The 11,328-nt window shown below is 73.5% G+C and carries 9 protein-coding genes; 5 read left to right on the top strand and 4 right to left on the bottom strand.

Annotated features, from left to right (window positions below; translation table 11 throughout):
• Nucleotides 1-19: 19 nt before the first annotated feature.
• Nucleotides 20-1,273 carry an ROK family protein gene (locus ACFV3R_RS28385; protein WP_385589061.1) on the top strand — a complete coding sequence of 418 codons (1,254 nt, stop codon included), beginning with the start codon at nt 20-22 and terminating at the stop codon, nt 1,271-1,273.
• Nucleotides 1,274-1,477: 204 nt separating this feature from the next.
• Here the strand turns inward: ACFV3R_RS28385 and ACFV3R_RS28380 are convergent, their stop codons facing one another.
• From ACFV3R_RS28380 to ACFV3R_RS28365, 4 genes are read right to left on the bottom strand one after another with little or no spacing between them, the layout of a single operon-like run.
• Nucleotides 1,478-3,370: a glycogen debranching N-terminal domain-containing protein gene (locus tag ACFV3R_RS28380; protein WP_385589059.1), complete on the bottom strand. Its 1,893-nt coding sequence runs from the start codon at nt 3,368-3,370 to the stop codon at nt 1,478-1,480.
• Complete coding sequence (locus ACFV3R_RS28375) at nt 3,367-4,731, bottom strand: hypothetical protein (protein WP_385589057.1); 1,365 nt, start codon at nt 4,729-4,731, stop codon at nt 3,367-3,369. The genes ACFV3R_RS28380 and ACFV3R_RS28375 overlap by 4 nt, the downstream gene beginning before the upstream one ends.
• The gene (locus ACFV3R_RS28370; RefSeq protein WP_385589055.1) at nt 4,728-5,540 is read right to left on the bottom strand and encodes a sugar phosphate isomerase/epimerase family protein; all 813 of its coding nucleotides are present in this window, start codon (nt 5,538-5,540) and stop codon (nt 4,728-4,730) included. The genes ACFV3R_RS28375 and ACFV3R_RS28370 overlap by 4 nt, the downstream gene beginning before the upstream one ends.
• Nucleotides 5,541-5,554: 14 nt before the next feature.
• Nucleotides 5,555-6,601: a zinc-binding alcohol dehydrogenase gene (locus ACFV3R_RS28365; RefSeq protein WP_385589053.1), complete on the bottom strand. Its 1,047-nt coding sequence runs from the start codon at nt 6,599-6,601 to the stop codon at nt 5,555-5,557.
• A 151-nt stretch (nt 6,602-6,752) separates the two neighbouring features.
• Here ACFV3R_RS28365 and ACFV3R_RS28360 point away from each other — a divergent pair, with 151 nt between their 5' ends.
• The 4 genes from ACFV3R_RS28360 (at nt 6,753) to ACFV3R_RS28345 (ending at nt 11,303) form a co-directional block, all read left to right on the top strand.
• Complete coding sequence (locus ACFV3R_RS28360) at nt 6,753-8,153, top strand: ABC transporter substrate-binding protein (RefSeq protein ID WP_385589051.1); 1,401 nt, start codon at nt 6,753-6,755, stop codon at nt 8,151-8,153.
• Nucleotides 8,154-8,257: 104 nt separating this feature from the next.
• Nucleotides 8,258-9,220, top strand: a complete 963-nt coding sequence (locus ACFV3R_RS28355) for a carbohydrate ABC transporter permease (RefSeq protein WP_385589049.1) — start codon at nt 8,258-8,260, stop codon at nt 9,218-9,220.
• Nucleotides 9,220-10,089: a carbohydrate ABC transporter permease gene (locus ACFV3R_RS28350; RefSeq protein WP_385589047.1), complete on the top strand. Its 870-nt coding sequence runs from the start codon at nt 9,220-9,222 to the stop codon at nt 10,087-10,089. Before ACFV3R_RS28355 ends, ACFV3R_RS28350 begins: the two co-directional genes overlap by 1 nt.
• A 14-nt stretch (nt 10,090-10,103) precedes the next feature.
• Complete coding sequence (locus ACFV3R_RS28345) at nt 10,104-11,303, top strand: ROK family protein (RefSeq protein WP_385589045.1); 1,200 nt, start codon at nt 10,104-10,106, stop codon at nt 11,301-11,303.
• Nucleotides 11,304-11,328 lie beyond the last annotated feature (25 nt).

Raw genomic sequence — 11,328 nt, 5'->3', positions numbered from 1 at the left:
GCCCAAGGAGGCACGGGAGTTGTCGCAAGGCGGGACCAACCTCCCCCGGGTCGGGGGCTACAACCAGGCCGTCGTGCTGGACGCCATCCGCACCCGTGGACCGGTGAGCCGGGTGGAGCTCGGCCCCCTCACCGGCCTCACCAACCAGACCGTCTCCAACGTGGTCCGTCGCCTCCTGGCAGCCGGTCTGGTCACGGAGTCCGGCCACGCCCCGTCCAGCGGCGGCAAGCGCCGCACCCTCCTGACGCCCCGGGCCGAGGGGGCCTACGCGGCCGGGGTGCACATCGATCCCGAGGTCGTGCGGATCGTCCTGGTGGACCTGGTGGGGCGGGTGCTGGTGAGCACCCGGATCCGGCCGGGCGCCGGCGACCCCGCCGACCTGGTACGCCGTGCCGCCCTCACCGTCCGCCGGGTGACCGCCCGGGCCGGCGTCGACCCGGCGCGGCTGCTGGGCGTCGGCGTCGCCACACCGGGCCCCATCGACCGTGCGGAGGGGCTGGTCGTCGGGCCGCCCAACCTCCCGGGCTGGGGACGGGTGCCGCTGTCACGGCTGTTCGCCGAGGCGACCCGGACGCCGGTGGCCATGGACAACGACGCGACGGCCGCGGCCATCGGCGAACGGTGGATCGGTGGCCAGGACCGCGCCGGCAGCTTCCTGTTCGTGTACGTCGGCACGGGCGTGGGGGCGGGGATCGTCCTGGGCGGCACCGTCCTGCACGGCGACACCGGCAACGCCGGCGAGTTCGGCCACATGGCCGTCGAAGCCGGCGCCCTCGCCTGCTACTGCGGGGCCACGAACTGCCTCGGTCCCTACTGCACCCCCGCCGCCCTCGTCGGTGACCTGCTGGACCGGCACGGCCGGGCCGCGGCCCGGGCCGTCGGGGTCAGCGGCGAACCGGACAGCGTACGGGAGGACTTCAGACGCCTGCGGCTGGCGGCGGGCCGGGGGGACGCCGCCTGCGCCGACACCGTGCGGGGCGCGGCCCGCCGACTGGGCCAGGCCGCCCGCGGTGCCGTGGAGCTGCTGGACGTCGGCACCGTCGTCCTGGGCGGCGAGGGGTTGCGGGACGTCGAGGACCTCGTCGTCGAGGAGGTCGCCCGGGTGGTCAACGCCCGGCGGGCCGGCCGGCTCACCGCCGCGCCCCGGGTGAGGGTGGAACGCAGCCTGACGGGGGAGACGGTGGGCGCGGTGGGTGCGGCCTCGCTCGTGCTGCACGGCAACTACGCTCCGGGGTGGGGGATGTTGACGGAGGCGGGGGCAGTCGGGGAGTGAGTCCGCCCGGCCCTCCTCTGCCGTCCCGGCTCGATCACGCAGGCGGGCTCGTGCCCTCGGAGCCGGACGAGGACCTGGGCCGGCAGGTGGCGGGCGGGATGCCGGCGACCACGTCCTGCGACGGCGGGCACGGGGTGCCCGGACCGCCGAGGCGTGGCCGTACGGGCCCGGCGCGCCGGCGGTCCGCCGCAGCGGGCCGAGGGTCTACTCTGCGGCCCCCACCGCCGTCAGCAGCGCCAGGGGAGTGGCCGCCGCCCAGGCCTGCGGGGAGCAGGAGTGGGGGTAGGGCACCGGCGTCGGGTGGTCCTCGCTCCCGTACCCGGCCATGACCTCCGGGAGGCGCCAGCCGTTGCCCGCCGCGGCCGTCAGCAGCCCGCGCGCCAGGGTGCGTACCTGTCGGTGCAGCCCGTGGGCCGCGAGCCCCAGAGCGATGACGGCGTTGTCGTGCGGCCAGACGCTGCCCCGGTGGTAGGAGAGCGGGTGGTAGGGCGCCTGGCCGGCGGCCAGGGTCCGCACCCCCCAGCCGGAGAAGAAGTCCGGAGCCATCAGCCGGCGCCCGGTGGTGAGGGCCAGGTCCTGCGGGAGGATGCCCGACCACAGCAGGTGCCCGGCGTCGGAGGCCAGGACGTCGACCTGGCGGCCGGCACCGTCCAGAGCCAGGGCGGGGAAGGAGTGCTGCGGCATCCAGAAGTCGCGCAGGAAGCGGTCCCGCAGGGCCGCGGCCTCGGCTTCGAGCCGGTCGGCGTAGGGCAGGTCGCCCCAGACCCGTCGTGCGAGGCGGGCGGTGCGCACCAGGGCGTCGTGGGCGTAGCCCTGTACCTCCGCCACGGCGATCAGGCCGGTGGCCTGGCTGCCGTCGCTGAAGCACACCGCACCTGCGGAGTCCTTCCAGTTCTGGTTGACCAGCCCGCCGTGTTCCTGCCCCGAGCGGTAGACGAGGTAGCCGTGTCCGGTCAGCCCGCCGTCGCCCAGCATCCAGTCGACCGCGGCGCGCGCCTGCCGCTCCAGGGCCCTGGCCGGCGCCTCGTCGACCGTTTCGGCGTAGGCGCCGAGCAGCACCAGGAACAGCGGGGTGGCGTCCACCGAGCCGTAGTACCGGCCGTAGGGCACCTGGCCGAAGTGCGCCAGTTCGCCCCGCCGCAACTCGTGGACGATCTTGCCCGGTTCCTCGACGCGGGCCGGGTCGGAGGTCGTGCCCTGCACCGCAGCCAGCGCCGGCAGGGTGGCGGCGGCCAGCTCCGGCGCGTAGGGCAGCGCGAAGAGGGAGGTGAGCAGGGCGTCGCGGCCGAACAGGGTGAGGAACCACGGCACGCCGGCCCCGGGGACCCGTACCACCTCGCCCCCGGGTCCGCAGGCAGGGAGGCGGAGGTCGGCCAGGTCGGCGAGGCCCTGCTCGCAGGCGCGGGTGAGCTCCGGCCACCGGCTGTGCGGTCGGCGTACCACCTTCAAAGGCGCCGGTGCCGGAGCCGTCAGGGCACGGGGCGGCACGGCCCGGACGGTCAGTTCGATCTCCACCGGGGCGTCCGGGCCGACGGGAAGGTGCCACTCCAGCAGCCGCCGGTTGCCCTCCGGTCCCGCAGCGGCTGCGCCGGGTGCCGGTGTCGCCACCACCTCGGTGCGCGCGTGCCAGTCCTCGCGCCGGTGGTGGAAGAGGAGTCCGTCCGCCGTCCTCTCCACGGTCCGGGTCGCCCCCGGTGTGGCGTAGCTGCGGCTGTCCGACCGGAGGGCGAACTGGTCGGCGAAGTCCGCGTCCACCTCCAGGGTCAGGTGCACCGTGGTGCGGCCCGCGGTGTGGGGGAGCACCCTCAGGTGCTCGTGCAGCGCCCCCTGCGCGAGCCGCTGGTGGCGGACCACGGCGTAGGCGGGCGGCTCGTCCCGGGTGCCGGGCGGGACGAGGACGACGGAGGCCGGGTCGGAGGTCAGGACGGTCAGCGGGGCGCCGTCCGCGGTGAGGTGCCAGCGGCTCAAATGCCGGGCGTCGTTGCGGAACAGCCCGTCGGGAGAGGTGCCGCCGGTGCCCGCGATGTCGCCGGAGGCGTCCACGGCGGCGAACATCCCGTCGTCGACGAGCAGTCGTCGGCGGTTCGGCTCGGTCATGTCAGGTTCCCTTCCGACCGGAGCAGGTCCAGGGCCAGGGCGGCGGTCCAGCTGAAGTCGCGGGCGCCGCGGCCCGCCCCCGTCAGCGGGTCCAGGTACTCCGCGAAGCCGCTCGCCGCCGCGGAGCGCCAGAACTGCTCGCGCAGCGCCGCGGCTTGTTGGTGGGCGCCCTGGGTCAGCAGGCCCCGGTGGACGAGCCAGGCGGTGTTGAACCACGAGGGGCCGCGCCAGTAGCGGGAGGTGTCGAAGGCCTCGCCGCGCAGGTCGTAGCTGGGCACCAGGGCCACCTCGCCGAGGCGGAAGTGCGGCCCGGTCAGGGTGTCCAGCAGGTGTGAGGCGAGCGCCCGGGGCAGCCCGGGCAGGGCCAGCGGAACCAGTCCGGCCACGCTCCTGCCGGGGAGCAGGGCGCCGCCGCCGGGCGCCAGCAGGTCGCGGGCGGCGAAGAGCTGCTGCTCCGGATCCCAGAGTCGGGCGAGGAGCGTGCGCTCCAGACGGGCCGCCCGCTCCCGGTGGGGGGCGGCGTCCCGGCCGGTCTCGGCGGCGATCCGCGCCAACGCCTGCTCGGAGAGGACGAGCAGGGTGTTGAAGCAGGGGTCCTCGACCGCGAACGCCTGACCGGCGCGGGCGTCCTCGTACCCGCTGTCGCGGTAGTCGGCGGCCAGCCGCACGTAACGGCCGTAGTCGAGGTCGGTGGGGCGGTCGGCGGCGGCGCTGTGGTCGAGGTCGGCACGCCGGTAGCTGCCGGGCTCGACCGGGCTGACCCGGCCCAGGGGCCCGTCCCAGACGGGACTGTTGTCCAGGCCGGCCTCCCAGGGATGGGTGATCGCCGCGAGACCGGCGCCCCCCAGGTCCCGGCAGTCGGCGAGGTAGCGGTGCCAGGCCACCAGGCGCGGGTAGAGCCTGGGCAGGAAACCGCGGCGGCGGGATTCCTTCGGGGCGGCGAGGTGCACCAGCCAGGCGGCGAGGGCGTGCACCGGCGGCTGCACGATGCCGGAGGTCTCCACCCCGGCCGGAGCACCGCGGTGGCGGCCGACCGTGGAGGAGCGCCAGAAGTCCGGGCTCGGGAAGTACGCCGTGAGCGGCACCGAGGGGTGGAAGACGATGTGCGGCACGCGGCCGTCGTCCCACTGGGCACCCAGGAGGTGTTCCAGCTCCGACTGGGCCCGGCGCGGGGAGAGATGGCGCAGCCCCAGGGCGATGAAGGCCGAGTCCCAGGACCACTGGTGGGGGTAGAGCGAACCCGAGGGCACGGTCGTGGTGCCCCGCCAGTTGCCCAGCAGCACCCGGGTGGCGGCGCGCGAGGCCGCCGCCTCGTCGGCCGGCGGGCTCTGCGCGGCGGGGCTCATCAGGGCTGTCGTCATCCCGCGGCCCGCTTGAGGAAGCCGGGCACCGACCGCACGGCCGCCACCGGGTCGCCGGTGAGCCGGCACTCGGCGGCCAGGTAGCCGTCGAACCCGGCGGCGTGCAGGGCGTTCAGCCAGGCGGGCCAGTCCAGGTGGCCGGCGCCGGGCTGGAAGCGGTTGGAGTCGGAGACCTGGGCGTGCCCGATGTACGGGGCGTGGGCCAGGATCGCGCCGGCGGGGTCCGCCTCCTCGATGTTCATGTGGTAGCTGTCGATGCCGATCCGGACGGAGTCCAGGCCGCACTCGCGGATCAGGTCGGCGGCCTGCTCCAGGCGGTTGACCATGTGGTCCTCGTACCGGTTGAGGGGTTCGAGGAAGAGCTGCACGCCTTCGCGGGCCGCGTGCTCGCCCAGCTCGGTGAGGCCGGCGAGGAGGATCTCGCGCTCCTCGGCCTCCCCGCGCGGCGGCTCGAAGGGAGGCAGGCGGCGGGAGAACATCCCGTAGGACGCCGGGGTCTGGGCGCCCAGGCCGCCGAGTTCGGCGATGACGGTGAGCTGCGACTTCATCTGCTCGATGGCGTCGCGGCGCAGCTCGGCGTCGAAGGCGCCGAAGAAGTGCAGCATCTCCACGCAGACGGTCGGCATGACGACGCCGTCGGCCAGGGCCCGGCGCAGTTCCGGCAGCCGGCCGGCGAAGTGGAAGTCGCCCTTGGCGCGCAGCTCGATGGCGTCGTAGCCGGCTGCCTGGGCGAACTCCCACTTCTCCTGGAGGGTGTCGCCGGGCAGCAGTTGCTCCTGGCAGGCGGTCTTGAAGGCGGGGTGCGACATGGTGGCGTTGCCTCTCAGAATTCCAGAACGATCTGGAGCGCGTCGGCGGGACGCTCGTCCAGCAGGACATAGGCGTCGGCGGCCTCGGCCACCGGTACGACATGGCTGACCAGGGACGCCACGTCGACCTCGCCCTCGGCCACCAGCCGCAGGAAGGTGCGCTGCAGCCGCTCCACGGTCCACCGGCCGGCGAGCTGCGGCGGCACCCCGCCGATCTGGGAGCACACCAACTGCGCCCGGTTGTGGTGGAACTCGTCGCCCAGCCGCAGGCCGGCGCCGTCACCCTGGTAGAAGCCGGAGGCGACCACCCGGCCCGCCACGGCAACCGAGCGCAGCGCCTCGTGCAGGGCCGGGTAGGCACCGCTGATCTCGATGGCGACGTCCGCGCCGCGCCCCTCGGTCAGCTCCCGGACCGTTTCGGCGACCGCGTCGGTGCGGGCGTTGAGGGTGTGGTGCGCGCCGTACTCGACGGCCTTGGCCAGGCGTGCGTCGAGGGCGTCCACGGCGGTGACGCGGGCGCCGCTGAGCCGGGCGAGGCGGGTGGCGAGCAGGCCGATGACGCCCTGCCCGAAGACGGCCACGTCCTCCCCGACGTGCAGGTCGGCGGCGAGGACCGCGTTCTGCGCGATCGCGCCGACCCGGGCGAAGGCGCCCGCCAGCGGCTCCAGTTGGGCCGGGAGGGTGTGCCCGGCCATCCGCTCGGCGGGGACCACGCCCTCGCTGCGGTGGCCCCAGATGCCCCAGACCAGGTCGCCGACGGCGGGCAGGCCCTCGGTGCCGGCCAGTTCGGGGGAGACCTCCAGCACCTCGCCGACCTCGCTGTAACCCCAGCCGGCCACCGGGTACTCGATGCCCGGCGAGCCCTCCTGGAAGAGGCGCGAGGCTGGGTCCCAGGTGCGGGTCAGGTACGGGTTGGTGCCGCGGTAGGCGGTGAGTTCCGTGCCGGCCGAGATACCTGAGTAGCGGGTGCGGACCCGCAGATGGCCGGGGGGCAGCCCGGCCCGCTCACACGGGGCGACTTCGACCTGGCGGGGGCCGGTGAACTGGACGACGCGTTCCACGGGGCAGCTCCGAAACACAGCAAGTTATGCGACATGGCCGGTCACTTGGGCGTGACTTACGTCGAAGGTATCTCAGACTTAGGTCTTGTCAATACGCAAAAGTGGTGCTGGGATGCAGCAGGTACGCACCACGGCACGCTAAGGACGGCACATGGGCAACTGGTTCCGGCGATCGAAGGCGATCGCCGCGGGAGCCGCCGCAACGCTGACGGCCACCCTCCTCGCCGGCTGCTCCACCGGCAGCCCCGGCACCCCTGACCACCGGATCACCGTCTGGTCGCTGGAGAACCTCGCACCGCGGATGGCGGTGACCAAGAAGATCGTCCAGCGTTTCGAGGACCGCACCGGCATCAGCGTGAAACTGGTCGGCGTCGACGAGAGCCAGCTGCCCCAGCTGATCATGTCGTCCGCCGCCGCCGGCAACCTGCCCGACGTGATCGGCGGGGTACCGCTTGCCGCCGCCTGGCAGATGTACAGCAACGGCCTGCTGGACACCGGGGCCACCCGCGAGGTCGTCGACCGCCTCGGCGCCGGCACCTTCGAGCCCAACGCCCTGCGCCTGACCCGCGACGCGGGCCGTCAGATCGCCGTCCCCAGCGACTCCTGGATGCAGATCGTCGCCTACCGCAAGGACCTCTTCGCCCGGCGGAACCTGGCCGCCCCCACCTCCTACGGCCGGATGCTGAAGGCCGCCGGCGCCCTGGACCACGGTGCGATGAGCGGCATGTCCCTGGCCAGCGACCCCAGCGACGTCTTCACCCAGCAGAGCTTCGAGGACCTCGCCACCGCGGGCGGCTGCGAACTGGCCGACTCCGTCGGCCACGTCACCCTCGACAGCCCGCGGTGCCGCCGCACCTTCGCCACCTACGGCAGGCTGGCCGGCACCTACGGTCCACCCGGCACCCAGACTGTGGACACCACCCGCGACACCTACTTCGCCGGCCGCTCCGGCATGGTCGTGTGGTCCTCCATGCTCCTGGACGAACTGGCCGGGCTCCGCTCGGACGCACTGCCCAGCTGCCCCGCCTGCCGCAAGGACCGCAGCTGGCTCGCCGACCACACCGGCGTCGTCACCACCCTCAGCGGCGACGACGGCGGGAGGGGCGCCCAGTTCGGCGAGGTGTCCTCCTGGACCGTCACCCGCGACGCCGAGAAGGGCGCCTCCGAGAAGTTCATCCAGTACATGATGGGCGGCGGCTACCAGGACTGGTTCCGGATGGCGCCCGAAGGCAAGATCCCCGTCCGCCAGGGCACCGCGGAGGACCCCGACAAGTACCGCGCGGCCTGGCGCTCCAGCAAGATCGGGCTGGACCACCGGGTGCCGTTCGACAAGGCGTACCCGCCCGCCCTCCTGGACCAACTCGCCGACGGCGTCGGTCACATGAAGCGCTGGGGCATCCTCCAGGGACAGGGCGCCCTGCTCGGCGCCACGATGGGCGAGCTGCCCGTCCCCAAGGCCGTCGGGGAACTGGCCGCCGGGCAGGTCTCCGCGGCGCAGGCCGCCCGTGAGGCCGACGAAGAGGTCGAGTCCCTGAGCAGGTCACTGCGGTGACCGGCCCCGCCACCGCCCCCGCCGACCCGCCCGGGACGGAAGCCACACCGCCCACCGCACCGGACGGGCGCCGCGAACCCGCACGGCAACAGAGGAAGCCCCCCATGCAGACAGCCGCCGGCGCGAGCAAGCGCCGCCCGCTCAGCCTCGTCCAACGGGAGAACCGGGCCGGACTCGCCTTCGTCAGCCCCACCGTCCTGGTCGTCCTGGTGGCCGTCGTCCTGCCGATCGCCTGGACCGTCCTCCTGGCCTTCCAACGCGCCAGGCTCGTGGACATCCAGGGCATGAGCTTCCTCGGCCACTGGACGCTGCAGAACTTCTCCGCAGTCTTCGCCTCCGCCGGGTTCTGGGAGTCGCTGGGCACCACGCTGGCCTACACCGTCGGCGGCACCGCCGGCTCCATCGTGCTCGGTCTGGTCGCCGCCCTCGCCCTGCGCAGGCCCTTCCGCGGCCGGGCGCTGCTGCGCGGCTCCATGCTGCTGCCCTACGTCGCTCCCGTCGTCGCCGTCGCCTTCGTCTGGGAGGTCGCCCTCAGCCCCCAGTACGGCATCGTCAACGACTGGGGAAGCCGGCTGCTGGGCTGGGACCGCCCCATCGCCTTCCTCACCTCACGTTCCTACGAACTCCCGGGCCTGCACGTCCACATACCACTGGCCCTGCTCACCGTCATCGCCTTCGAGACCTGGCGGTACTTCCCGTTCGCCTTCCTCTTCCTGCTGGCCCGCCTCCAGGCGGTGCCCGAGGGGCTCGACGAGGCCGCCACGGTCGACGGCGCGACGCAGACCCAGCGCTTCCGGTACATCCTGCTGCCCCAGCTGATGCCCGTGATCGCCCTGCTGTCGGTACTGCGGTTCATCATGACCTTCAACAAGTTCGACGACGTCTACCTGCTGACCGGCGGCGGCTCCGGCACCGACGTGGTCCCGGTGCGCGTCTACGACTTCCTCACCGCCCGCTACGACGTGGGGGCGGCGAGCGCCCAGGCACTCGTGCTCGCGGTGATCCTCATGGTCCTGCTCGGCCTCTACTTCGCGTTCTTCGCCCGCAAGGTCCAGGAGGAGGCCTGATGCCCAGCCGCGCACAGTTCGAGGACCGCACCTTCGCGATCCTGAAGTGGGTGGTCATCGCCTTCCTGGCGCTGATCACGATCGTCCCCTTCTCCTACATGCTGATCCTGTCGGTGAAACCCGTCGACCACCTCATGGCCGACCCCGGCAGCCTCTGGGTCTCCGCCTCGGAGTGGACGCTGGACACCTACCGGCAGGTGCTGCGCCCCGTCTCCGAGGGCGGCCAGGGCTTCCTGCGGATGCTCGGCAACTCCGCGCTCGTCGCCGTCGCCACGGTCGCGCTCACCCTGCTGGTCGCCGTACCGGGCGCCTACGCGGTGGGCCGGCTGCGGTTCTTCGGCCACCGCCAGATCAGCGCGCTCTTCCTCGCCGTGTACCTCTTCCCCGCCACCCTGCTCGCCGTGCCGCTCTTCGTGATCTTCGCGAGGATCGGACTCCAGGGCAGCCTGGTGGGGCTGGCGATCGTCTACATCGCGCAGACGGTGCCCGTCTCGATCTACATGCTCAAGAACTACTTCGTCACCATCCCCTACAGCATCGAGGAGGCCGCCGCGCTCGACGGGTGCAGCCGCCTCCAGACGCTGCGCAAGGTGGTCCTGCCGCTGGCCGCGCCCTCCCTGATGGCCACCGGGCTCTACGTGTTCATGATCGCGTGGAACGAGTTCCTCTTCGCCCTGCTCTTCCTCGCCGCCTCACCCGAGAAGTGGACGGTCTCCCTCGGCCTCCAGCAGCTCGCGGGCGGCATCGAGACCCCCAAGACCGTGCTGATGGCCGGTTCTGTCGTCCTGACCATCCCCGTGGTAATCCTGTTCTACGCAGCCGAACGACTCCTCACCGAGGGGCTCACCAGCGGCGCCGACAAGAGCTGAGGAGCTGCCCGACCGTGACAGGACCGCAGAACAGCGCGGGTCACCTGCTGAACCTGATCCGCAGCGGTCAGGCCGACACCCGGGGTGCGCTCCAGGCTCTGACCGGCCTTTCCCGCTCCACCGTCGGCCTGCGGCTGGACGCCCTGCTGCGCGCGGGGTGGGTGCGGGAAGCCGGTGGCACCGCCTCCACCGGCGGACGCCCCTCCACGAGGCTGGAGTTCGACTCCCACCACGCCCTCGTCCTCACCGCGGACCTGGAGACCACGCACGCCCGCGCCGCCCTCGTCGACCTCGCAGGCCACGTGGTGGCCGAGACCGGCGACCGGCTCGACATCGCCGACGGCCCCGAGAAGGTACTCGACCACCTCGGCTCGCTGTTCGCCGCGCTGCTGTCCCAGACCGCCACACCCGCCGACCGCGTCTGCGGCATCGGACTGTCGGTCCCCGGCCCGGTCGACTTCGCCACCGGCCGGGTCATCCTCCCGCCGATCATGCCCGGTTGGGACGGCCACCCCATCGGCGAGACCCTGCAACGCGCCCTCGCCACCCACACCGGCACTGCCGCACCGCCGGTCCCGGTACTGGTGGACAACGACGCCAACCTGATGGCGCTGGCCGAGCAGCGCCGCCACCACGCCGACTGTGGGGCCTTCGTCCTGGTGAAGGTGGGCACCGGGATCGGCGCGGGCGTCATCGTCGACGGGGCCGTCTACCGCGGCATCGACGGCGGCGCCGGCGACATCGGCCACATCCGGCTGCACGACCGGGAGAACGCCCGCTGCATGTGCGGCTCGCACGGCTGCCTCGCCGCGGTCGCCAGCGGCCGGGCCCTGGCCGGACAGTTGTCCGCCCTGGGCGTCCCGGCCCGCTCCGGCTCCGACGTGCGCGCGCTGCTGGCCGGAGGCCAGCCTGACGCCGTCCGGCTGGCGCGGGAGGCGGGGCAGCGGTGCGGGGAGGTCCTCGTCACCGTCGTCAGCCTCCTCAACCCCGGCGTCCTCATGATCGCCGGGGACCTCGCCGAGACCCACTTCGTCACCGGTGTCCGGGAACTGCTGTACCAGCGGGCCCTGCCCCGCTCCACCCGCGGCCTCCAGGTGGTCACCTCGCACCTGGGCGACCGGGCCGGACTGGCGGGGGCCGCCTGCATGGTGGTCGACCACCTCTACTCGCCCGCCCAGGCCGACGCCCGCCTGGCCGCCCGCCCCACCGCCTGACCCACGCACCAGCCAGGGAGCACCC

Source organism: Streptomyces sp. NPDC059740 (assembly GCF_042733155.1).
Lineage (GTDB): Bacteria > Actinomycetota > Actinomycetes > Streptomycetales > Streptomycetaceae > Streptomyces.
This window is presented reverse-complemented; position numbering and strand designations above follow the sequence as displayed.

Bases quoted from the DNA above. Each gene is read 5' to 3' on its own strand.
- ACFV3R_RS28380 (WP_385589059.1), bottom strand. From the start codon at position 3,370: ATGACCGAGCCGAACCGCCGACGACTGCTCGTCGACGACGGGATGTTC.
- ACFV3R_RS28375 (WP_385589057.1), bottom strand. From the start codon at position 4,731: ATGACGACAGCCCTGATGAGCCCCGCCGCGCAGAGCCCGCCGGCCGAC.
- ACFV3R_RS28370 (WP_385589055.1), bottom strand. From the start codon at position 5,540: ATGTCGCACCCCGCCTTCAAGACCGCCTGCCAGGAGCAACTGCTGCCC.
- ACFV3R_RS28360 (WP_385589051.1), top strand. From the start codon at position 6,753: ATGGGCAACTGGTTCCGGCGATCGAAGGCGATCGCCGCGGGAGCCGCC.
- ACFV3R_RS28355 (WP_385589049.1), top strand. From the start codon at position 8,258: ATGCAGACAGCCGCCGGCGCGAGCAAGCGCCGCCCGCTCAGCCTCGTC.
- ACFV3R_RS28350 (WP_385589047.1), top strand. From the start codon at position 9,220: ATGCCCAGCCGCGCACAGTTCGAGGACCGCACCTTCGCGATCCTGAAG.